This is a genomic window from Variovorax sp. DXTD-1 (assembly GCF_003984625.1).
Classification (GTDB): Bacteria; Pseudomonadota; Gammaproteobacteria; order Burkholderiales; family Burkholderiaceae_C; genus Variovorax.
Window position 1 is genome coordinate 1 of the sequence record NZ_RWKH01000001.1, and the last position, 21,895, is coordinate 21,895.

At 65.8% G+C, this 21,895-nt stretch carries 18 protein-coding genes; 11 read left to right on the forward strand and 7 right to left on the reverse strand.

All coding sequences use genetic code 11. The annotated features are described in order from the left end of the window. The coding region (locus EJI00_RS00005; protein ID WP_260590421.1) for a filamentous hemagglutinin N-terminal domain-containing protein at window positions 1-1,266 on the reverse strand (1,266 nt) is incomplete at its 3' end. 686 nt (window positions 1,267-1,952) lie between these two features. Then, window positions 1,953-2,903, reverse strand: coding sequence for an SMP-30/gluconolactonase/LRE family protein (locus EJI00_RS00010; protein WP_126745422.1), 951 nt, complete (start codon window positions 2,901-2,903; stop codon window positions 1,953-1,955). Window positions 2,904-3,010: 107 nt separating this feature from the next. Here EJI00_RS00010 and EJI00_RS00015 point away from each other — a divergent pair, with 107 nt between their 5' ends. Then, entirely contained in the window at window positions 3,011-3,817 is an 807-nt protein-coding gene (locus EJI00_RS00015) for an SDR family NAD(P)-dependent oxidoreductase (protein WP_126745423.1), read from the forward strand. On the opposite strand, the gene EJI00_RS00020 is transcribed toward EJI00_RS00015, so the two are convergent. Beyond that, entirely contained in the window at window positions 3,818-4,777 is a 960-nt protein-coding gene (locus EJI00_RS00020; RefSeq protein ID WP_126745424.1) for a LysR family transcriptional regulator, read from the reverse strand. A 138-nt stretch (window positions 4,778-4,915) separates the two neighbouring features. Here EJI00_RS00020 and EJI00_RS00025 point away from each other — a divergent pair, with 138 nt between their 5' ends. From EJI00_RS00025 to EJI00_RS00075, 10 genes are all read left to right on the forward strand, one after another. Then, the gene (locus EJI00_RS00025; protein WP_126745425.1) at window positions 4,916-6,367 is read left to right on the forward strand and encodes an aldehyde dehydrogenase family protein; all 1,452 of its coding nucleotides are present in this window, start codon (window positions 4,916-4,918) and stop codon (window positions 6,365-6,367) included. Window positions 6,368-6,415: 48 nt separating this feature from the next. Continuing rightward, window positions 6,416-7,381, forward strand: coding sequence for an ABC transporter substrate-binding protein (locus EJI00_RS00030; protein WP_126745426.1), 966 nt, complete (start codon window positions 6,416-6,418; stop codon window positions 7,379-7,381). Window positions 7,382-7,393: 12 nt separating this feature from the next. After that, window positions 7,394-8,464 carry a multiple monosaccharide ABC transporter substrate-binding protein gene (gene chvE, locus EJI00_RS00035; RefSeq protein WP_126745427.1) on the forward strand — a complete coding sequence of 357 codons (1,071 nt, stop codon included), beginning with the start codon at window positions 7,394-7,396 and terminating at the stop codon, window positions 8,462-8,464. A gap of 8 nt (window positions 8,465-8,472) precedes the next feature. Then, window positions 8,473-10,029: a multiple monosaccharide ABC transporter ATP-binding protein gene (gene mmsA, locus EJI00_RS00040; protein ID WP_126745428.1), complete on the forward strand. Its 1,557-nt coding sequence runs from the start codon at window positions 8,473-8,475 to the stop codon at window positions 10,027-10,029. Then, window positions 10,016-11,230, forward strand: coding sequence for a multiple monosaccharide ABC transporter permease (gene mmsB, locus EJI00_RS00045; RefSeq protein ID WP_126745429.1), 1,215 nt, complete (start codon window positions 10,016-10,018; stop codon window positions 11,228-11,230). Before mmsA ends, mmsB begins: the two co-directional genes overlap by 14 nt. A 4-nt stretch (window positions 11,231-11,234) precedes the next feature. Then, the gene (locus tag EJI00_RS00050) at window positions 11,235-12,755 is read left to right on the forward strand and encodes a sugar ABC transporter ATP-binding protein (RefSeq protein ID WP_126745430.1); all 1,521 of its coding nucleotides are present in this window, start codon (window positions 11,235-11,237) and stop codon (window positions 12,753-12,755) included. A 145-nt stretch (window positions 12,756-12,900) separates the two neighbouring features. Continuing rightward, complete coding sequence (locus EJI00_RS00055) at window positions 12,901-13,938, forward strand: ABC transporter permease (RefSeq protein WP_260590406.1); 1,038 nt, start codon at window positions 12,901-12,903, stop codon at window positions 13,936-13,938. Further along, complete coding sequence (yjfF, locus tag EJI00_RS00060; protein ID WP_126745431.1) at window positions 13,935-14,966, forward strand: galactofuranose ABC transporter, permease protein YjfF; 1,032 nt, start codon at window positions 13,935-13,937, stop codon at window positions 14,964-14,966. Before EJI00_RS00055 ends, yjfF begins: the two co-directional genes overlap by 4 nt. 48 nt (window positions 14,967-15,014) lie before the next feature. After that, on the forward strand, window positions 15,015-16,766 hold the full coding sequence (locus EJI00_RS00070) for an IlvD/Edd family dehydratase (RefSeq protein ID WP_126745433.1): 1,752 nt from the start codon (window positions 15,015-15,017) through the stop codon (window positions 16,764-16,766). Between the two features lie 6 nt (window positions 16,767-16,772). After that, entirely contained in the window at window positions 16,773-17,690 is a 918-nt protein-coding gene (locus EJI00_RS00075) for a dihydrodipicolinate synthase family protein (protein WP_126745434.1), read from the forward strand. A gap of 27 nt (window positions 17,691-17,717) precedes the next feature. Here the strand turns inward: EJI00_RS00075 and EJI00_RS00080 are convergent, their stop codons facing one another. From EJI00_RS00080 to cphA, 4 genes are all read right to left on the reverse strand, one after another. Beyond that, on the reverse strand, window positions 17,718-17,972 hold the full coding sequence (locus EJI00_RS00080) for a hypothetical protein (RefSeq protein WP_012746204.1): 255 nt from the start codon (window positions 17,970-17,972) through the stop codon (window positions 17,718-17,720). Window positions 17,973-18,151: 179 nt separating this feature from the next. Then, window positions 18,152-18,676, reverse strand: a complete 525-nt coding sequence (locus tag EJI00_RS00085) for a hypothetical protein (RefSeq protein ID WP_126745435.1) — start codon at window positions 18,674-18,676, stop codon at window positions 18,152-18,154. An 86-nt stretch (window positions 18,677-18,762) separates the two neighbouring features. After that, window positions 18,763-19,170 (reverse strand): hypothetical protein, encoded by a 408-nt coding sequence (locus EJI00_RS00090; protein WP_126745436.1) that lies wholly within the window; start codon window positions 19,168-19,170, stop codon window positions 18,763-18,765. Window positions 19,171-19,325: 155 nt separating this feature from the next. Then, the gene (gene cphA, locus EJI00_RS00095; protein ID WP_126745437.1) at window positions 19,326-21,893 is read right to left on the reverse strand and encodes a cyanophycin synthetase; all 2,568 of its coding nucleotides are present in this window, start codon (window positions 21,891-21,893) and stop codon (window positions 19,326-19,328) included. Window positions 21,894-21,895 lie beyond the last annotated feature (2 nt).

Genomic DNA, 21,895 nt, shown 5'->3' on the forward strand with positions numbered 1-21,895 from the left:
CGGTGCCGGTGAGGCCGTGCCGCTGGTGCCGGAGGTGGAACCTGTTCCAGCCGTGGGCGTGCCCGGACTGGCGGTGCCGCCCGTGCCGGCGCTGCCTCCGGTGCTTGCACCGCCGCCCGAGCCCGCCGTGGGCGCAGGCAATGGCTCGGCACCGATGATGCCGCCGTTCGTGTTGGACAGCACCGGCGCAGTGATCGCGAGACCCGCGCTGCTGGTCTGGCGGATGGTGCCGCCGCGGTTGTCGATGTCACCCGCGCTGGCGAGTTCGACGCGCGTGCCTTCGAGGGTGCCGGTGTTCTCTAACCTGCCGGCTGACGTCACGACGAGGTTGCCATTGCTCGCGCCGATGCTGCCGGCATTGCGCGACCCGAGGCCTGCCTCGGTGCCCACCAGAAAGATGTGGTTTGCAAACATCCCGCCGAGCTGCGAAACATCGAGCGCAAAGGTGGGCGTGCTGCCCGTGCCCGCCGTCGGGGTCACGTTCGCGTGATCGGCGCTGATGGTGTTCGCGCCAGCGACCACCTTGAGGTCGTTCGCATGGATCGCCGCGTTGACCTGCACCGCGCGCGCGAGAATGGCGGCATAGTCGGTCCGGCTCAGATCCAGGCCCACGCCGTTGATGCTGACCGTGCCACCGCGCACGACATAAGAGTCCAGCCCACCGAACGCATTGAATTGCGGCGTGCCGGTCGTGAGCGTGACGGCGCCAGAGTTGAGGAAGGTGGCTCCATTGACCGAAATACCGACCGGGTTGGCCAAGATGAAGTCGGCTCTGGAGCCGGCGATCTCCACCGGGCCGTTGATGTACGACGGGTTGCTGGAGTAGACCTCGTTGACGATCACCCGGGCCGGACCCGTCGCGAGATAGGGGTTCGATTGGATGAAGCCGCCGATTTGGCTCTGCACAGCCGTTCTTGAATTGTTGACGACCACACCCCGACCGTTCACGTCGAACTGGAGGTATTGATTTCTGGAGACGCCGGCGGCGCTCGGGGTCGCGATGTTGATTGCGGGGATGCCATTTGGGGCCACGAGGATCGTGGGGCGCATGCCATTCGGCGCCATCGGGTTGGCGACGATCTGGGCCTGCGCATAGGGGGCCGTGAGCAGGCCCGCCAGCGCTGCCCCCACGAACATGGGGGCCAGGGCGGCCGCGCCTGCGGCGATGGTGCCGCCGGCACCGGTGGTGGCCTTGGATGAGCTTTTGCCAGTCGAGGCCGCGGCCTCGTGCACCACGACCCGCATCGCGCGCACTGCGCTCCAAATTACCCGAAAAAATTCTTATTCATCGCGTTCTTCTTCCCTGATCTCTCTGCGTGACAGCCATGCACGCCGCGACAAGCGACCGTGCTGATTCGCCGACATCCACATCGGCAGGCCCGGATTCTGGGTTCGAGATGCCGTAAGGAATGTCAAGGAATCGCAGGGCGCGCAGATTGAGCCGGAAAGCGCCACATATCGCACACGCCCGGGGGCATGGCGATGAGGCATTAAGTTGTCATCGATGCGGCTGCGCCGTGGTTCACCGGCTACGATTTGGGCAGGTAGCCATGAGTCACGAATCCCTGATCCCCGTGAGGCTGCCTTTTGACCCGCCTTGGCGAATCTCGTCCGGGCGGGTTTTCTTTTTGCCGTGCATAGATGGCTGTGGCGGATTCATTCTTGCCATCGCTGCTTCCGTACGAAATATCAAGAGCGACCCGAGAGCGCCGGGCTTGGCAGAGGCAGTACCCGCGAGATACTGCTTTCGGAAATATCTTCAGGGAAATGCCAATGGCAACTTGCCGATGAGGCGGACACGTTCTCGTGTGCAATGGAAGTTCCTGCGATGCGCGACGAACGGCATACCGCGCAGTGATCGCCGAGGTGCTCGTGGAGATCTGGAGCCCCGGCAGAACTCACGGATGTACCGGAAGTCACGCCGCTCGCAGTCCGCAGCGGCGCAGAGAGGTCTAGGTTGCAGCCGCAGCCGCGCCGAACTCCGCGGCGGGCAGGCCGGGGCTCCCGATGCGAACCGAGAACAGCGCGCCGGCCAGCGGCTCCGCTTCGATCTGCTCGGCCGTGAGCCCGCTGCGCGCGGTGGTGATGTAGAGCGTGCACATGTCGTCGCCGCCGAAGGCGCAGTCGGTCACGTTGCTTGCGGGCAGCTCGATGCGGCACAGCTCGGTGCCGCTCACCGGGTCATGGCAGCTCACGCAATGCCCGCCCCAGCGCGCAATCCACAGGCGGCCGGCCGCGTCGGTCGTCATGCCGTCGGGCAGGCCGTCGCCATCGGCAAAGCGCAGCCACACCCGCTTGTTGCTCACGGTGCCTGCTTCGTTGTCGAAGTCATACGCATACACGCAGCCTTCGACCGTGGCGTTGAAATACATCGTGCGCTCGTCGAGCGACCACGCGGGGCCGTTGGTAACTGCAAAGCCGTCGTCGTGGCGGGTGCAGCGGCTGTCGGCATCGAAGCGGTAGAGCGCACCGGTCGGCGCCACGCAGTCGAAGTCCATGGTGCCGCCCCAGAAGCGGCCCTTGCTGTCGCACTTGCCGTCGTTGAAGCGGTTGCCGGGCCGGTCGGTTTCGGGCTGGTGCAGGTAGCGCGGCGGCACATCGACTGCGGGGTCGAACAAGGCGAAGCCGCGGCGCATGGTGACGATCAGCCCCGGCGCGCCCGCGCGCTCGGCCAGCGCGGTGATCTCTTCGTCGAACTGCCAGCTTTGGCGCGCGCCGTTTTGCGGGTCGTAGCGGTACAGGCGGCATCCGAGGATGTCGATCCAGTAGAGCGCCCGTTCGCGCGGCGACCACAGCGTGCCCTCACCGAGCGTGGCCTCCGCCGGCCACAGGCATTCGGGCTGGCCAAGGATGGTTGGCGCACCGAGGGGTGCGGGCGTGGATGTGCGGCCGTTCTGGGTCATTTGTTTTTGTGCCTTCGTTGTCTCGGGTGCTTGACGCGGCGGATCGTATCAAGGCATATTGATAATAGAAATCAAAGTTTATGGCATTAACTGATGTTGATTTTGCAATGTCATGGCCAACCCCGGAGACACATACCTTGACGGATTCCTCGAAGTTATCGATTCACCCCAGCCTGAAGGGGCGCGCCGTGTTCGTCACGGGCGGCGGCAGCGGTATTGGCGCGGCCATTGTTGCCGCCTTTGCCGCGCAGGGCGCGCGTGTGGCGTTCATCGACATTGCCGAAGGCGCCAGTGCGGCGCTCGCGCAACAGATCGTCGCTGAAGGCCATGCGGCGCCATGGTGGCGCGCCTGCGACGTGCGCGACATCGGCGCCATGCAGAAGGCCATTGCCGATGCGGCCGCCGAGTTGGGCGACTTTGCCGTGCTGGTCAACAACGTGGCGAGCGACGACCGCCACACGCTGGAATCGGTCACGCCCGACTACTACGACAACCGCATGGCCATCAACGAGCGGCCCGCGCTGTTCGCCATTCAGTCGGTGGTGCCGGGCATGCGGCGGCTGGGCTTCGGCTCGGTGGTTAACCTGGGCTCGACAGGCTGGCAGACCAAGGGCTCGGGCTACCCGTGCTATGCCATTGCGAAGTCTTCGGTCAACGGCCTCACGCGCGGCCTGGCGGTGGACCTGGGCAAGGATCGCATCCGCATCAACACCGTGTCGCCCGGCTGGGTGATGACGGACCGGCAAGTCAAACTTTGGCTCGACGACGAAGGCGAGCAGGCCCTCAAGCGCAACCAGTGCCTGCCCGACAAGCTCATGCCCGAAGACATCGCGCGCATGGTGCTGTTCCTCGCGTCGGACGACGCGAAGATGTGCACCGCGCAGGAGTTCACGGTGGACGCGGGCTGGACCTGATCAGTCCATTTCCAGCTTGCGTCCGTAGACGCTGAAGCTCGCGGTCTTCAGCGCCTTCATCATCACCTTGGCCGCCGGCGACAGCAGCCGGTCGGTGCGCGTGATGATGCCGAAGGCGTCCATGTGGCAGGGCATGTCCAGCGGCAGCAGCGACACGATGCCGTGCGCCGCGTAGTAGCGCGCCACGTCGCTCGCGAGCACGGCCACCATGTCGCTTTGCTGCAGCATGCGCGTAATGAAGAGCAGGGCCGAGCTCTCGATGATGTTGCCCGGCGGTGAAAGGCCTTCCTCCTGGAACATCAGCTCGAAGCGGTGGCGCAGCACGCTGCCCGCGGGCGGCACGATCCAGCCGGCGCCCACCACGTCGCGCAGCGTGAGGCTGCTCATGCCCAGCAACGGATGGCCGGGGCGCACCAGTGCGCACACCGGCTCCTCGGCCAGCGCTTCGTAGCGCAGCTGAGACTTGTCGTGCTCGGCGAACAGCCGTGCCACCAGGATGTCGAGCTTGCCCTGCTCGAGCCGGTCGATCAGCACCGCGCTGGTCTCGATCTCGAGCGACACGCGCAGGTCGGGCTGTTCGCGCTTCACCATGGCCACTGCGGGCGGCATCAGCGTGAGGCCCGGCGCGGTGATGGCGCCCACGCCCACCTGGCCGAAGCGGCCCGCCTTCAGCGCGGTGAGCTCGTCGTGCGCCTGGTTCAGGCTGGCCAGCGCCACGCGGGCGTGGCGGATCATGGTTTCGCCGTACCAGGTGGGGCGCATGCCGCGCGGCAGCCGGTCGAACAGCGGCACCTCCAGCACGTCTTCCAGGTCTTTCAGCAGCTTGGAGGCCGCGGGCTGGGTCATGTTGAGCACCTGCGCCGCGCGGTGGATGTTGCCTTCCTCCGCCAGGGCCACCAGCAAGAGCAGCTGCCGCGTCTTGAGGCGTGCGCGGATGAACCAGTGGTTGTAGTTGGTCATTTGTTATTGAAACTTTGGGCTGCCGGGTTTTCCAGAATCCAGCGATTGATATGCATTTTGTCGAAAAAATGATTGGATTGATATCAATTCTGTTTCTAGACTCGCGGCACTTCAAGAAAACGAGAGGCAAGAAGCGCGGTGATCCACGGCGAGCTTCATCAGAGCGTGCGGCAGTACATCAACGGCCGCTGGGAAACCAGCGCGACCACGGGTGTGAGCGCCAATCCGTCGGACACCAGCGAGGTGGTGGCCGAATACGCGCGCGCCGATCGCCGGCAGGTCGAGTTCGCGATTCGCGCGGCCGCCGACGCCTTTCCGCACTGGAGCCACAGCACCCCGCAACGCAGGGCCGACGTGCTCGACCGCATCGGCACCGAGCTCCTGGCGCGCCGGGACGAGTTGGGTTTGCTGCTGGCGCGCGAGGTCGGCAAGACCTTGCCCGAAGCGGTGGCCGAGGCCACGCGCGCCGGGCAGACCTTCAAGTTCTTCGCGGGCGAGGCGATGCGCGGCGGCGGCGAAAACATGGCCTCGCTGCGCGCGGGCGTGCAGGTCGACGTCACGCGTGAGCCGGTGGGCGTGGCAGGGCTCATCACGCCGTGGAACTCGCCGCTCGCGGTGCCCGCCACCAAGATTGCACCGGCGCTCGCGCATGGCAACAGCGTGGTGTTCAAGCCGGCCGAACTGGTGCCGGCCTGCGGCTGGACGCTGGCCGAAATCATCAGCCGCGCCGCATTGCCGGCGGGCGTTTTCAACCTGGTGATGGGCAGCGGCCGCGAGGCGGGCCAGGCGTTGGTCGACAGCCCGCTGGTCGATGCGGTGAGCTTCACCGGCTCGGCACGCAATGGCGAACGCATTCTTCAGGCGGCCGCCGCAAGGCGCGCCAAGGTGCAGCTCGAGATGGGCGGCAAGAACGCGCTCGTGGTGCTGGCCGATGCCGACATCGACCACGCGGTCGATTGCGCGGTGCAGGGCGCCTACTTTTCGAACGGACAGCGCTGCACGGCATCCAGCCGGCTCATCGTCGAGGCCGCCGTGCACGACGTCTTCGTTGCGCGGCTGCACCAGCGGCTCAAGACGCTGAAGATCGGCCACGCGCTGGAGCGCGGCGTGGACATCGGGCCCCTGGTCGACGAAGAGCGGCTGGCGCGCAGCCTGGCCTGGGTCGAGATTGCGAAAGAAGAGGGCGCCGAGCATGTGTGGGGCGGCGAGCCGCTCAAGCGTGCCACCGCGGGCCACTACATGAGCCCGGCGCTCTTTCTGGCCAGGCCCGAGCACCGCATCGCACGCGAGGAAATCTTCGGCCCGCTGGCCTGCGTGCTGCGCGCCGCCGACTACGACGAAGCGCTGGCACTGTGCAACGACACGCCCTCTGGCCTCAGCGCGGGCATCTGCACCAACTCGCTCAAGCACGCGATGCATTTCAGGCGCCATGCCGAAGTCGGCATGACGATGGTCAATCTGCCGACCGCGGGGGTGGACTTCCACGTGCCCTTCGGCGGCCGCAAGGGGTCGGGCTACGGGCCGCGCGAACAAGGGCGCCACGCCGCGGAGTTCTACACGACGGTCAAGACCGGCTTCATGCGGGCCTGACCACCACGGACGGTTTTCAACAAGCACTTAGAAAGAAGGAGACAAGCCATGAAACTCAATCGCCGCACCCTCAATATCGCGCTGGCCGCAGCTTCGCTCGGCGGGCTTCTGCCTGCCACGGCACTGGCGCAGAAGAAAATCATGCTGGGCTTCAGCCAGGTTGGCGCCGAAAGCGAATGGCGCACCGCCAACACCGAGTCGATCAAGTCTTCCGCCAAGGAAGCGGGCATCGAGCTCAAGTTCTCCGACGCGCAGCAGAAGCAGGAAAACCAGATCAAGGCGATCCGCTCGTTCATTGCGCAGAAGGTGGATGTCATCGCCTTCTCTCCGGTGGTGGAGTCGGGCTGGGAAACCGTGCTGCGCGAAGCCAAGGCCGCGAAGATTCCGGTGGTGCTGACCGACCGCGCCGTGAACACCAAGGACGACTCGCTGTACGTCACCTTCATGGGCTCCGATTTCGTCGAGGAAGGCCGCAAGGCGGGCCGCTGGCTGGTCGAGAAGATGAAGGACCAGAAGGGCGAGGTGAACATCGTCGAACTGCAGGGCACCGTGGGGTCGGCACCGGCCATCGACCGCAAGAAGGGCTTCGAGGAAATCATCAAGGCCGACCCGAAGTTCAAGATCGTGCGCTCGCAAACCGGCGACTTCACGCGCGCCAAGGGCAAGGAAGTGATGGAAGCCTTTCTCAAGGCCGAGGGCAAGAAGATCAACGTGCTGTACGCGCACAACGACGACATGGCGATCGGCGCCATCCAGGCCATCGAGGAAGCGGGCCTGAAGCCGGCCAAGGACATCACGATCATCTCGATCGACGCGGTGAAGGGCGCCTTCGAAGCCATGATCGCCGGCAAGCTCAACGTGTCGGTCGAATGCAGCCCGCTGCTCGGGCCGCAGCTGATGAGCGCCGTGAAAGACATCAAGGCCGGCAAGGCGCTGCCCAAGCGCATCGTGACCGAAGAAGGCATCTTCCCCATGGAAGTGGCTGCCAAAGAGTTTCCCAATCGCAAGTACTGAGAGCCCATACCCATGAAACGCAACTTCCTCAAGGCCTCGCTCGCAGGCATCGCGCTGGCCGTGGCCGGTATCGCACCGCTCGCGCATGCGCAGGACAAGGGCCCGATCGCCATCTCGATGCCCACCAAGTCGTCGGCCCGCTGGATCGCCGACGGCGCCAACATGGTCAAGTACTTCAAGGAAAAGGGCTACAAGACCGACCTGCAGTACGCCGACGACGACATTCCGAACCAGCTCGCGCAAATCGAGAACATGGTCACCAAGGGCTCCAAAGTCCTGGTGATCGCGGCCATCGACGGCACGACGCTGTCCGACGTGCTGCAGAAAGCGGCCGACAAGGGCGTGAAGGTCATTGCATACGACCGGCTCATCAAGGGCTCGAAGAACGTCGACTACTACGCCACCTTCGACAACTTCCAGGTCGGCGTGCTGCAGGCGCAGTCGATCGAGGCGGCACTTGGGCTGAAGAGCGGCAAGGGCCCGTTCAACATCGAGCTGTTCGGCGGCTCGCCGGACGACAACAACGCCTTCTTCTTCTACAACGGCGCGATGTCGGTGCTCGACCCGTACATCAAGAGCGGCAAGCTGGTGGTGCGCAGCAAGCAGATGGGCATGGAAAAGGTTGGCACGCTGCGCTGGGACGGCGCGGTGGCGCAGGCGCGCATGGACAACCTGCTGTCGGCCTACTACACCAAGGACCGCGTCGATGCGGTGCTGTCGCCGTACGACGGCCTTTCGATCGGCATTCTGTCGTCGCTCAAGGGCGTGGGCTACGGCTCGGCCTCGCAGCCGATGCCCATCGTCTCGGGGCAGGACGCGGAGATTCCTTCGGTCAAGTCGATCCTGCGCAAGGAACAGACCTCGACCGTGTTCAAGGACACGCGCGAACTGGCGAAGGTAACGGTGGCCATGGTCGACGCGATGCTCTCGGGCAAGACGCCTGAAGTGAACGACACCAAGACCTACAACAACGGCGTGAAGGTGGTGCCCTCATACCTGCTCAAGCCCGTGAGCGTGGATGGCGGCAACTGGAAGCAGGTGCTGGTCGAAAGCGGCTACTACAAGGAAAGCCAGGTCAAGTGAGAAGCGGCATGGAAGCAGACTCGCGCAGCATCCTCGAGATGCGCGGCATCACCAAGACATTTCCGGGCGTGAAGGCGCTGAGCAATGTCAACCTGGCGGTGCGCGCGGGCGAGATCCATGCGGTGGTCGGCGAGAACGGCGCGGGCAAGTCGACGCTCATGAAGGTGCTGAGCGGCGTCTACCCGTGCGACTCGTACACCGGGGAGATTCACTTCGAAGGCGAGCTGCGCCGCTTCAAGAGCATTGCAGACAGCGAGAAGCTCGGCATCATCATCATCCACCAGGAGCTCGCGCTGGTGCCGCTGCTGTCCATTGCCGAGAACATCTTTCTCGGCAACGAGATTACGCGCGGCGGCGTGATCGACTGGTTTGCCGCCTATGCAAAGACGCGCGAGCTGCTTGCGAAGGTGGGCCTGAAAGAGCCGCCGACCACGCTGGTGACCGACCTTGGCGTAGGCAAGCAGCAGCTGGTGGAGATTGCCAAGGCGTTGGCCAAGGAGGTGAAGCTGCTGATTCTGGACGAGCCCACCGCCAGCCTCAACGAGAACGACAGCGATGCCTTGCTGATGCTGCTGCTGGAACTGAAGCGCCAGGGCATCGCATCGATTCTTATCTCGCACAAGCTCAACGAGATTGCCAAGGTGGCCGATTCGATCACCGTGCTGCGCGACGGCGCCACGGTGGAAACAATGGACTGCCGCAACCAGCCGATCAGCGAAGACCGCATCATCCGCGGCATGGTCGGCCGCGACATGGCGCACCGCTATCCGCAGCGCCATCCGAAGATCGGCAACACCGTTTTCGAAGTGCGCGACTGGCGCGTGCACCACGCGCTGCATGCCGACCGAGAGCAGATCAAGGGTGTGAACCTGCATGTGCGCCAAGGCGAGATCGTCGGCATTGCAGGCCTCATGGGCGCGGGCCGTACCGAGCTTGCGATGAGCGTGTTCGGCAGGTCCTACGGCCAGCGCATCAGCGGCACGGTGCTGATGCATGGCCAGCCGGTGGACGTGGGCACCGTGCGCAAGGCCATCGACCAGGGCATTGCCTATGTCACCGAGGACCGCAAGGGCCTGGGGCTGGTGCTGGAAGAAAACATCCAGAAGAACGTGAGCCTGGCCAACCTGGAGGCGGTGTCGAGTTCGATGGTGATCGACGACGCACGCGAATTCAAGGTGGCCAGCGACTACCGCAAGGCACTCAACATCCGGTCTTCGGGCGTGGAGCAGCTGGTGGTCAACCTGTCGGGCGGCAACCAGCAGAAGGTGGTGCTCAGCAAGTGGCTCTTTACAAAACCCGAACTCCTGATCCTCGACGAGCCCACGCGCGGCATCGACGTGGGCGCCAAATATGAGATCTACACCATCATCGACCAGCTCGCGAGCGAGGGCAAAGGCATTCTCATGATTTCTTCCGAACTGCCGGAACTGCTGGGCATGTGCGACCGCATCTATGTGATGAACGAGGGCCGCTTCGTGGCCGAATTTACAGCGGCTGAAGCTTCGCAGGAACGCATCATGCACGCCATCGTGAGCGCGGGGAGTTCCGTCCATGTCGCGGCCTGAAGTCAACGCGGTGAATGCCGCAGTCCCCATTGCAGAGGCTGCCCCGAAGCTGCACGCCGGCTTCCTGAAGAACAACCTGCGCGAATACGGCATGCTGATCTCGCTGGTCGCGATCATGGTGCTGTTCCAGGTGCTGACCGACGGCACGCTGCTGCGGCCGTTGAACCTCACCAACCTGCTGCTGCAGAACAGCTACGTCGTCATCATGGCGCTGGGCATGCTGCTGGTGATCGTGGCGGGGCACATCGACCTGTCGGTGGGCTCGGTCTGCGGCTTTATCGGTGCGCTGGCGGCGGTGCTGATGGTCGAGTACGAATGGCACTTCGTCCCCACGGCCCTCATCAGCATTGCGGCGGGCGCGGTCATCGGCGCGGCGCAGGGCTGGTTCGTCGCATTCCGAAAGGTCCCGTCGTTCATCGTCACGCTTGCGGGCATGCTGGTGTTCAAGGGGCTCACGCTGGCGCTGCTGGCGGGGCAGTCGGTCGGGCCGTTTCCGGTGGAGTTCCAGCGGCTGAGCTCCGGCTTCATTCCCGATCCGTTGGGTGGCGACACGTTGCGCACCACCTCGCTGGTGGTGGGCGCGCTGGCCGCGGCGGCGCTGGTGTTCTTCAAGCTGCGCGGGCGCGCCAAGCTCGCGGCGCACGGCATGGAAACGGAGCCCTATGTGTTCTTCCTGGTGAAGAACCTGTTCTTCGCGGCCATCATCCTGTTCTTCAGCTATCTGCTGTCGACCTACAAGGGCCTTCCCAATGTGCTGATCGTGATGGCGGTGCTGATCGTGGTGTACGACTTCGTCACCAACCGCACCACCATCGGCCGTCGCATCTATGCGCTGGGCGGCAACGAGAAGGCGGCGCGGCTGTCGGGCGTGAAGACGCAGCGCCTCGCATTTTTGACCTTCGTGAACATGGGCGCGCTGGCAGCGCTCGCGGGCCTGGTGTTCGCGGCGCGGCTCAACACGGCCACGCCCAAGGCCGGCCTGGGTTTCGAGCTCGACGTGATCGCGGCCTGCTTCATCGGCGGGGCCTCGGCCTCGGGCGGCGTGGGCCGCGTGATGGGCGCGGTGATCGGCGCGTTCATCATGGGCGTGATGAACAACGGCATGTCGATCCTGGGCATCGGCATCGACTACCAGCAGGTGATCAAGGGCCTGGTGCTGCTGGCCGCGGTGTTCATCGACGTCTACAACAAGAACAAGTAAGCGCATGACCGGCGGCAGCATTTCACCCGTGCTCGAACTGCGGGGCATCCACAAGCAGTTCGGCGACATCCCGGTGCTGCGCGACGTGCAGCTGCGGCTCTACCCCGGCGAGATCCATGCGCTGATGGGGCAGAACGGCGCGGGCAAGTCGACGCTCATCAAGGTCCTGACGGGCGTGCTGCCTTCGAGCGCGGGGGAGATACGCCTGGACGGGCAGGCCATTCATCCCGCATCGCCCCTCGAAGCGCAGAAGCGGGGCATCAGCACGGTTTACCAAGAGGTCAACCTGTGCCCGAACCTCTCGGTGGCCGAGAACGTGTTTGCGGGCCGCTACCCGCGCTGCGGCGCGGCGCAGGGCTTTCGCATCGACTGGGCGGCCGTCAACCGGCGCGCCGCTGAACTGCTGGCGCGCATCGGACTCGACATCGACGTGACGCGGCTGCTGTCGAGCTATTCGGTGGCTGTGCAGCAGCTGGTGGCCATTGCGCGTGCACTCGGCGTGTCGTCGAAGGTGCTGATCCTCGATGAGCCGACTTCGAGCCTGGACGACGACGAGGTCGAAAAGCTGTTCGAGGTGCTGCGGCGCCTGCGCGGCGAGGGGCTGGCCATCGTCTTCGTGACGCACTTCCTGAACCAGATGTATGCGGTGTCCGACCGCATCACGGTGCTGCGCAACGGCAGCTGGGTGGGCGAGTGGCGGGCTGCGGACCTGGGGCCGCAGGCGCTGATTGCCGCCATGCTGGGGCGGGAACTCGCGGCCCAGTCCGCACGGCCTGCTGCGCTGCCGGCGTTCGACGAAGCGGCGCCGGCCTTGCTGCAGGCGGAAGGCCTCGGGCAGGCCGGGCAACTGCAGGCAACCGATTTGCGCGTGCGTGCCGGCGAAGTGGTCGGCATTGCGGGCCTGTTGGGCGCCGGGCGCACCGAACTTGCGCGCCTGCTGTTCGGGCTCGAAACGCCCGACCGCGGCGTGTTGAAGATCGACGGCCGGACGGTCAGTTTCTCGAACCCCGCGGACGCCGTTCGCGAAGGGTTGGCGCTGTGCCCCGAAGAGCGCAAGACCGACGGCATCGTGGCCGAGCTGTCGGTGCGCGAGAACATCGCGCTCGCGCTGCAGGCGCGGCTCGGCACGCGGCGCTTTCTGCCGCACGCCGAACAGACCGCCATGGCCGAGCGCTTTGTAGCGTCGCTGGGCATCAAGACTGCGAGCGTGGAAACACCCATAGGGTTGCTCTCTGGCGGCAACCAGCAGAAGGCGATGATCGCGCGCTGGCTCGCAACCGAGCCGCGCCTGCTGATCCTCGACGAGCCGACGCGCGGCATCGACGTGGCGGCCAAGCAGGAAATCATGGAAGAGATCCTTCGGCTTGCGCGCGCGGGCATGGCGGTGGTCTTCATTTCTTCCGAAATCAGCGAAGTGGTGCGCGTGGCGCATCGCATCGTGGTGCTGCGCGATCGCAAAAAGGTGGGCGAGCTGCCGGGCGGTTCGACCGAAGACGAGGTCTACGAAATGATTGCAGCAGCATGAGCTCCCTCTTGTCTTTCTCCCTCCCCTTCCGGGGGAGGGCAGGGGTGGGGGCACAGCGGCCTTCGATGGAGTGCTGCTGGCTTGCGAGCGCCGTCTGCCCCCATCCCAACCTTCCCCCGGAAGGGGAAGGAGCAGGACCGAAGCCATGACGAATCGCCTTTCATCGCTCATGAGCCACCGCCTCGCCTGGCCGATGGTCACGCTGGTGCTGCTGCTCGCAATCAACACCGCATTCAACGCCAGCTTCCTGCACCTCGAGTGGCGCGACGGCCATCTTTACGGCAGCCTGATCGACATCGTGAACCGCGCGGCGCCGCTGGTGCTGGTGTCGTTGGGCATGACGCTCGTCATTGCCACGCGCGGCATCGACATTTCGGTGGGGGCGGTGGTGGCCATTGCGGCGGCCGTGGCGGCCTGGATGATCGGCGGCTCGGTGGCGAGCGACGTGAGCCGCTTTCCGATGTGGCTGGCCATCATGGCCGCCCTTGGTGTTGCGCTGCTGTGCGGCCTGTGGAACGGCCTGCTGGTGGCCAAGGTGGGCATGCAGCCGATCATCGCGACGCTGATCCTCATGGTGGCGGGGCGCGGCATTGCGCAGCTCATCGCCGACGGGCAGATCATCACCATCTACTACAAGCCCTTCTTCTTCCTGGGCAGCGGCTATCTGCTGGGCCTGCCGTTCTCGCTGTTCATCGTGGCGGCGGTGTTCGTGCTGCTGTACCTGGCCATCACGCGCACGGCGCTCGGCCTTTTCATTCAGGCGGTGGGCATCAACCCGACGGCCGCGCGTGTCGCGGGCGTGCAGGCGCGGCGACTCATCGTCGGCGCCTACGCGTTCTGCGGCGTATGCGCGGGCATCGCGGGGCTGTTGATCAGCTCCAACGTCAAGAGCGCGGACGGCAACAACGCGGGCCAGCTGCTGGAGCTCGACGCCATCCTGGCCGTGACGCTGGGTGGCACGGCGCTCATCGGTGGGCGCTTCAGCCTCATGGGCAGCGTGATCGGTGCGCTGATCATCCAGACGCTGACCTATGCCATTTACTCGCTGGGCGTTCCGCCGGAGATCAATCTTGTCGTGAAAGCCGTGGTGGTGTTCGCGGTGATGCTGTTGCAGTCGCCGGAGTTCAGGTCGGAAGTGCGGTCGCTGGTGCAGCGGCCGGCGCATGAAGGGGGACGGGCATGAGCGCGGTGATCGAGGCGGCTGCACCCTCACCCCAACCCTCTCCCGCGCGCGGGAGAGGGGGCAAGACGGGGCTCAACCCGAAGTATCTGCCGTTGGCCGCGACCATCTCGCTGTTCATGCTGATGGCCACTTTGGGCTCGGTGTTCTACGACGGCTTCTTTTCGGCGCAGGTGTTCCTCAACCTGCTGATCGACAACGCCTTCCTGATCGTCGTGGCCGTGGGCATGACCTTCGTGATTCTTTCGGGCGGCATCGATCTTTCGGTGGGCTCGGTGATTGCGCTGACCACCATGGTGTCGGCCTCGTTGGTCGAGAAGCACGGCTGGAGCCCCATGGTGGTGATTCCGCTGGTGCTGGCCATGGGCACGGCCTTCGGCGCGTTCATGGGCCTGCTCATCGAGCGCTTCAGGCTGCAGCCCTTCATCGTCACGCTGGCGGGCATGTTCCTGGCACGCGGCCTTTGCTACCTGATCAGCATCGATTCGATCAGCATCACCAACGAGTTCTATTCGGAGGTCTCGCAGATCCGCATTCCGATCTGGGGTGAGGCTTCGCTGTCGATCAGCGCGGTGATCGCCGTCGTGGTGCTGCTGGCGGCGGTGTTCATTGCGCACTGCACGCCTTTCGGCCGCGCGGTGTATGCCATTGGCGGCAGCGAGCAGTCGGCCATGCTCATGGGCCTGCCGGTGCGCTCCACGCTCATCGGCGTCTACACGCTGTCGGGCTTCTGCTCGGCGCTGGCGGGTGTGATCTTCACCTTCTACATGCTCTCGGGCTACGGCCTGCATGCGCTGGGCCTGGAGCTCGATGCGATTGCGGCGGTGGTCATCGGCGGCACGCTGCTCACGGGCGGCGTGGGCTATGTGGCGGGCACCCTCTTCGGCGTGCTGATGCTCGGGATCATCCAGACGCTTATCTCGTTCGACGGCACGCTGAGCTCGTGGTGGACGCGCATCGTGGTGGGTGCGCTGCTCTTCGTGTTCTGCCTGCTGCAGCGCTTCTTCACTTCGCGTGCGCCACGGCGCTGACGCGTTCGTTGTTTTTTCTCTTTTCTCTCGCTTTCAGGAAACTTCCGCATGCCGGACCAAACTCCCAAGAAGAAGCTTCGCTCGACCGAATGGTTCGGCTCGGCCGACAAGAACGGCTTCATGTACCGCAGCTGGATGAAGAACCAGGGCATACCGGATCATGAGTTCGACGGCCGGCCGATCATCGGCATCTGCAACACGTGGTCGGAGCTCACGCCTTGCAACGCGCACTTCCGCAAGATCGCAGAGCACGTAAAGCGCGGCATCTCGGAGGCGGGCGGCTTTCCGGTCGAGTTTCCGGTGTTCTCGAACGGTGAGTCGAACCTGCGGCCCACCGCCATGCTCACGCGCAACCTTGCAAGCATGGACGTGGAAGAGGCCATTCGCGGCAACCCGGTCGATGCGGTGGTGCTGCTCACGGGCTGCGACAAGACCACGCCCGCACTGCTGATGGGTGCGGCAAGCTGCGACATTCCCGCCATCGTCGTCACGGGCGGGCCGATGCTCAATGGCAAGCTCGAAGGCAAGAACATCGGCTCAGGCACGGCGGTGTGGCAACTGCACGAGTCGCTGAAGGCCGGCGAGATCAACTTGCACCAGTTCCTTTCGGCCGAAGGCGGCATGTCGCGCTCGGCGGGCACCTGCAACACCATGGGCACGGCCTCGACCATGGCCTGCATGGCCGAAGCTCTGGGCACCTCGCTGCCGCACAACGCGGCCATTCCGGCGGTCGATGCGCGGCGCTATGTGCTCGCGCAGATGTCGGGCATGCGCGCGGTCGAAATGGCGAAGGAGGGCCTCACGCTCTCGAAGATTCTCACGCGCGAGGCTTTCGAGAATGCGATTCGCGTCAATGCGGCCATCGGCGGATCGACCAACGCGGTGATTCACCTGAAGGCCATTGCGGGGCGCATCGGCGTCGACCTGGAGCTGGAGGACTGGACGCGCATCGGCAGCAACACGCCGACCATCGTCGACCTGATGCCCTCGGGCCGGTTCTTGATGGAAGAGTTCTACTACGCGGGCGGCCTGCCCGCGGTGCTGAGGCGCCTTGGCGAAGCCGGCCTGCTGCCGCATCCCGGCGCGCTCACCGTCAACGGCCAATCGATCTGGGACAACGTGCGCGAGGCGCCGAGCCTCGACGACGAAGTGATCCGGCCGCTGGACAAGCCGTTGATTGCCGATGGCGGCATTCGCATCCTGCGCGGCAACCTGTCGCCGCGCGGCGCGGTGCTCAAGCCCTCGGCGGCCTCGCCCGAGCTGCTGAAGCATCGCGGCCGCGCCGTGGTGTTCGAAAACCTCGAGCACTACAAGGAGCGCATCGTCGATGAAAGCCTGGAGATCGACGCCACGTCGGTGATGGTGATGAAGAACTGCGGCCCCAAGGGCTATCCCGGCATGGCCGAAGTCGGCAACATGGGCCTGCCGCCCAAGCTGCTGCGCCAGGGCGTGAAGGACATGGTGCGCATTTCGGACGCCCGCATGAGCGGCACCGCCTACGGCACGGTGGTGCTGCACGTGGCGCCCGAAGCGGCCGACGGCGGGCCGCTCGCGGCGGTGCGCGACGGCGACTGGATCGAGCTCGATTGCGACGCAGGCCGGCTGCACCTGGACATCAGCGACGAAGAGTTGGCGGCGCGCCTGGCTTCGCTTTCGAACAAAGACGCACAGCCCATGAGCACGCGCGGCGGCGGCTACCAGAAGCTCTACGTCAACCACGTGCTGCAGGCCGACGAAGGCTGCGACTTCGACTTTCTGGTGGGCTGCAGAGGCTCCGCCGTTCCCCGTCATTCACACTGATTCATCATGACTCCCAGATACCGCGGCATCTTTCCGGTGGTGCCCACCACCTTCACCGAACAGGGCGCACTCGACCTCGAGAGCCAGAAGCGCTGCGTCGATTTCATGATCGACGCGGGCTCCGACGGCCTGTGCATCCTGGCCAATTTTTCCGAACAGTTCGTGCTGTCGGACGAAGAGCGCGAGGTGCTCACGCGCACGATGCTGGAGCACGTGAACGGCCGCGTGCCGGTGATCGTGACCACCACCCACTACAGCACCAAGGTATGCGCCGAGCGCAGCCGGCGCGCGCAGGACATGGGCGCGGCCATGCTGATGGTGATGCCGCCCTATCACGGCGCCACCTTCCGCGTGCCTGAGCCGCAGATCTTCGAGTTCTACGCCGGCCTGTCAGACGCGGTGAGTATTCCGATCATGATCCAGGACGCACCGGCGAGCGGCACGGTGCTGTCGGCGCCGTTCCTCGCGCGCATGGCCAAGGAGATCGAACACGTTGCGTATTTCAAGATCGAAACACCCGGCGCGGCCTCGAAGCTGCGCGAGCTGATCCGCCTTGGCGGCGATGCCATCGAAGGCCCGTGGGATGGCGAAGAGGCCATCACGCTGATGCCCGACCTCGATGCCGGCGCGACCGGTTCGATGACCGGCGGCGGCTATCCGGACGGAATTCGCCCGATCATCGAGGCGCACCGCGCGGGCGACCGCGACAAGGCGTTTGCGCTTTACCAGCAGTGGCTGCCGCTCATCAACTACGAGAACCGGCAGGCCGGCCTCCTGGCCTGCAAGTCGCTCATGAAGGAGGGCGGCGTGATCGCCTGCGAGGCACCGCGCCATCCGCTGCCGGCAATGCACCCGGACACGCGCGCAGGGCTGATCGAAACCGCGAAACGGCTCGATCCGCTGGTGCTGCGCTGGGCGCGCTGAAGAGAAAGACGGGAAAGAGAAGGGCGCTCAACTCTTCTCGAGTTCGCTGACCTGCAGCGAGAGGTCGAACAGCTTCGACTTGCTCGCGTAGTAGCGGTCGAGCCGCCATTCCTTCAGGATGTCCATGGCGAGCTCGAAGCTCTTGTAGTCAAGGCTGTAGAGCGTGACCAGCTCGAAACTGCGTTCGGATTCGAGCGCCAACACGAGCTGGGCCAGGATCTTGGCCGATTCGTTGGCCGGGTCCGTTTCTATGAATCGGCGAGCGACCTTGATGGCATTCATGGGAAAGGTTTCCTCGGTAGGCAGAGACCGAGAACTATAGCTAGCAGCGCACCGTGCTTTATGACAGTCTTGTGACAAGCGGGGTCATCACGGTTCGTGCGGTTCTGGTGTATGCAGCCCCGCCGCCGCATCGGAAGGCGGCGACGACGGGTGCCGCAGCTGCGACGCTCAGCGCTGCATCAGCGTGCGGGCAGCGGCGCCGGCTGCATGGGTGCGATCGGCGTCATGGGTGCCATCGGCGCAATCGCCGGAGCCGGTACGCGTGAAGGCGCGGGCACCGGGGCTGGCATCACGGTGGGAGCCGGCATCACGGCGGGGGCGGGCATGACGACGGTGGTGACCGATTCTCGGATCACGCCGCCACCCATCACGCTGCCATCGACAGCGCCGCGGGTGTTGCCGCTGCCGCCAAGCACGCGTGCTTCGCAGTCGGCGCGATCGGCGGGCGGCTGGAGTCCGCAGCGCGCGAGCGCATTGCGCTGGTAGTCGGGCGCGCTGGTCAGGCCGCCGCGAGCGGCTTCCTGGCGTGCGGCGCCGGCTTCGCGAATGCAGGCGGCGCGGTCTTGCTGGTTATGCCCGCAGACCGCGATCTCCTGCTGGTAGGTGGAATCGCCGCGACGCGGCTGCGCCGAGGCCGATGTGGCCGCGGCAATACCGCCCACGGCAATCAGGGTGGCAATCATCGAGCGTGCTGTGCTGTTCATGGTGTGCTCCTCTAAGTGGCGTGAAACGAAAGTTGAAAACTGTTCGACAGGCTGCTTCAAGGCAGGTTCCACGCGTGGATGGCTGCTCAGCGCGAAGGCGCGGCAGGTTGCGGGGGCAGGGGTGTCACGGTTTCGCGGATGACGCCGCCGCCCATCACGCTGCCCTCGGTGGTGGTGCGTGCGCCGCCCTGCAGGCGGGCTTCGCAATCGGCGCGGTCGGCAACCGGCTGTTCGCGGCAGCGCGCCATGGCATTGGCGTCTGCGCGGCCCGGGCCTACGTTGGTCAGGCCATTGCGTTGCGCTTCCTGCCGCGCGGCACCGGCCTCGCGAAGACATGCGGCGCGGTCCTGCTGGACGCCGTCGCACACGGCGCGCTCTTGCTGCGCGCGTTCTGCGGAACCAGGCGCCTGGGCCAGCGCCGGGGCAGATATGAAGAAGCCGCTTGCTGCAAAAAGCGCGGCAGCAGAAAGGGTGGAACGAACTGTTGTTGTCATCGGGTGCTCCTGGTTGAGGCGCGCCCTCCGAAAGCGCGACCGGAGCAACAGTGTGGCCCGGCGCACCCCTTGCGGGGTGTGGGACTGCAGAGCCAGCTGACCCGGCCAGACTCGCCGATGCGTGTGGGACGTGTCCGGCAGGCCCCAGGGGGGGGTCAGCCCGCCGCGATGCGCTGTGCCAGGTGTGCGAGCGCTTCTTCGACCTGGTCGACCAGGATCAGCGACAGGTCGCCCGGCTGCAGCCGCGCGAGCGCGGTGTCGATGGCGACGAACTCTCCGCGGATCTCGTCGATGTAGCGCGTGCGTGCCGCGCCTTGCAGGCCCTGGCGCAACAGCGCCATCACTTCGCCGTCCGCACGGCCGCGCTGGGCCGCATCCTGGTAGAGGATCACGTCGTCGAAAGCCTGGCCCAGGATGGCGGTCTGGTCGCGAATGTCGGAATCGCGCCGGTCGCCCGCGCCGCTGATCACCACCGAGCGCTTGTTGGCCGGCATGGTGTCCACGGCGGACACCAGCGCGCGCATGGCGTCGGTGTTGTGGCCGTAGTCGGCAATCACGGTGGCGCCGCGGTAATCCATGACGTTGAAGCGCCCCGGCACGCCGGCCGCGTCGTTCATGAAGCTTGCGAGGCCGCTGCGGATGGTGTCCCAGTCAAGGCCCACGGCCCACGCGGCGGCCACCGAAGCCATCACGTTGTCGACCTGGAAGCCGATGGTGCCGTTGCGCGTGATCGGCACGTCGCGCAGCGCAATGCGCTCGCGCCACGAACCTTCGGCCGCCACCAGTGCGTCCTGGTCGACGTACACGGTGCGCTTGCCTTGCGCGCGGTGCGTGGCCATCACCGGATGTTGGCGGTCGGCGGTGAAGAAGATCACGTGCCCGGGGCAGCCGGCGGCCATGGCCGCCACGTTGGGGTCGGCGGCGTTGAGGACCGCATAGCCGTCCGGCGCCACGTTGCGCACGATCACGCGCTTGAGCACCGCCAGGTCTTCGACCGTCGTGATGTAGTTCAGGCCCAGGTGGTCGCCGCTGCCGATGTTGGTGACCACGGCCACCTGGCAGCGGTCGAAGCCGAGGCCTTCGCGCAGCACGCCGCCGCGCGCCACTTCGAACACGGCCGCATCCACGTCGGGGTGCATGAGCACGTTGCGCGCGCTCTTGGGGCCGCTGCAGTCGCCGCTGTCGGTCTGGCGGCCGTCGACGTACACGCCGTCGGTGTTGGTCATGCCGGTGCGCAGCCCGCTCGATGCGAGCAGGTGGTTGATGAGGCGCGCCGTGGTGGTCTTGCCGTTGGTGCCGGTAACCGCCACCACCGGAATGCGGCCGTCGTCGCCGGGGGCGAAGAGCGTGTCCACGATGGCCTCGCCGACCGCGCGGCCGCGGCCGAACGAAGGCGAGATGTGCATGCGCAGGCCGGGCGCGGCATTCACTTCGACCACGCCGCCGTGCTGCTCTTCGAGCGGACGCAGCACGTTCTCGCACACCATGTCGACGCCGCAGATGTGCAGGCCCACCATTTGCGCCGCATCGACGGCGCGCGCGGCCACTTCGGGGTGCACGGTGTCGGTCACGTCGGTGGCGGTGCCGCCGGTGGAAAGGTTGGCGTTGTTGCGCAGCACCACGCGCTCGCCGCGCGCGGGCACGCTCTCGGGCGTGAGGCCCTGGGCCTCGAGCCGGCCGATGGCGATGTCGTCGAGCCGGATCTTCGTGAGCGAGGTGGCATGGCCTTCGCCGCGGCGCGGGTCGAGGTTCACCGCGTCGATCAGTTGGCGCACGGTGGAGCTGCCATCGCCGATCACGTTCGGGGGATCGCGCCGCGCGGCGGCCACGAGGCGGTCGCCCACCACCAGCAGGCGGAAGTCGAAGCCAGGCAGAAATTTCTCGACCATGACTTCGCCGTACGCCGCGGCCGATTCATAAGCGGCCGTGAGTTGCTCGCGCGTCGTGATGTTGACCGTGACGCCCTTGCCCTGGTTGCCGTCCTGCGGCTTCACCACCACCGGCAGGCCGATTTCCATGGCCGCGGCCCAGCCGTCGTCGGCGTCGGCCACCGGCCGGCCCAGCGGCACGGGCACGCCGGCGGCATTGAGCAACTGCTTGGTGAGTTCCTTGTCCTGCGCAATCGATTCGGCCACGCCGCTGGTGCTGTCGATTTCGGCCGCCTGGATGCGGCGTTGCTTGGAGCCCCAGCCGAACTGCACCAGGCTGCCGCTGGTGAGGCGGCGGTACGGAATGCCGCGCGCCACGGCGGCGTCGACGATGGAGCCGGTGCTCGGGCCGAGCCGCTCCGATTCGTCGAGGTCGCGCAATTCAGTGATGGCGGCGGAGGCGTCGAAGGCCGTGTCGGCCAGTGCGGCGGCAATCAACTCTTCGGCCAGTGCGAGTGCGCGGCGCCCGACGGCTTCTTCGGTGTACTGGAAGGTGACTTGGTAGACGCCTTCTTCCACCGTGGGTGAGGTGTGGCCGAAGTTGACGGCGCAGCCGGCCTGCGCCTGCAGCGCCACGGCGGCGTTCTCGAGCACGTGCGCGAGCGCCAGCGGCTGGCCCAGCACCATCGGGTGCAGTTCGCCAATGGTGGGAAAGCGCGCACGCAGGCGGGCTTCGAAGCCCGGCAGCCGGCTGATGGCGTTTTCGTTGCCTTCGCAGGCAACGACCGCTTCGATGGCGGTGTGGCGGCTCCAGAGATTGGGACCGCGCAAGGCGCGGATACGGGTAACTTTCATGG

Excerpts from the sequence above, each read along its gene's own strand:
- EJI00_RS00010 (WP_126745422.1), bottom strand. The coding sequence starts at position 2,903 with ATGACCCAGAACGGCCGCACATCCACGCCCGCACCCCTCGGTGCGCCA.
- EJI00_RS00015 (WP_126745423.1), top strand. The coding sequence starts at position 3,011 with ATGTCATGGCCAACCCCGGAGACACATACCTTGACGGATTCCTCGAAG.
- EJI00_RS00020 (WP_126745424.1), bottom strand. The coding sequence starts at position 4,777 with ATGACCAACTACAACCACTGGTTCATCCGCGCACGCCTCAAGACGCGG.
- EJI00_RS00030 (WP_126745426.1), top strand. The coding sequence starts at position 6,416 with ATGAAACTCAATCGCCGCACCCTCAATATCGCGCTGGCCGCAGCTTCG.
- chvE (WP_126745427.1), top strand. The coding sequence starts at position 7,394 with ATGAAACGCAACTTCCTCAAGGCCTCGCTCGCAGGCATCGCGCTGGCC.
- mmsA (WP_126745428.1), top strand. The coding sequence starts at position 8,473 with ATGGAAGCAGACTCGCGCAGCATCCTCGAGATGCGCGGCATCACCAAG.
- mmsB (WP_126745429.1), top strand. The coding sequence starts at position 10,016 with ATGTCGCGGCCTGAAGTCAACGCGGTGAATGCCGCAGTCCCCATTGCA.
- EJI00_RS00050 (WP_126745430.1), top strand. The coding sequence starts at position 11,235 with ATGACCGGCGGCAGCATTTCACCCGTGCTCGAACTGCGGGGCATCCAC.
- EJI00_RS00055 (WP_260590406.1), top strand. The coding sequence starts at position 12,901 with ATGACGAATCGCCTTTCATCGCTCATGAGCCACCGCCTCGCCTGGCCG.
- yjfF (WP_126745431.1), top strand. The coding sequence starts at position 13,935 with ATGAGCGCGGTGATCGAGGCGGCTGCACCCTCACCCCAACCCTCTCCC.
- EJI00_RS00070 (WP_126745433.1), top strand. The coding sequence starts at position 15,015 with ATGCCGGACCAAACTCCCAAGAAGAAGCTTCGCTCGACCGAATGGTTC.
- EJI00_RS00075 (WP_126745434.1), top strand. The coding sequence starts at position 16,773 with ATGACTCCCAGATACCGCGGCATCTTTCCGGTGGTGCCCACCACCTTC.
- EJI00_RS00080 (WP_012746204.1), bottom strand. The coding sequence starts at position 17,972 with ATGAATGCCATCAAGGTCGCTCGCCGATTCATAGAAACGGACCCGGCC.
- EJI00_RS00085 (WP_126745435.1), bottom strand. The coding sequence starts at position 18,676 with ATGAACAGCACAGCACGCTCGATGATTGCCACCCTGATTGCCGTGGGC.
- EJI00_RS00090 (WP_126745436.1), bottom strand. The coding sequence starts at position 19,170 with ATGACAACAACAGTTCGTTCCACCCTTTCTGCTGCCGCGCTTTTTGCA.
- cphA (WP_126745437.1), bottom strand. The coding sequence starts at position 21,893 with ATGAAAGTTACCCGTATCCGCGCCTTGCGCGGTCCCAATCTCTGGAGC.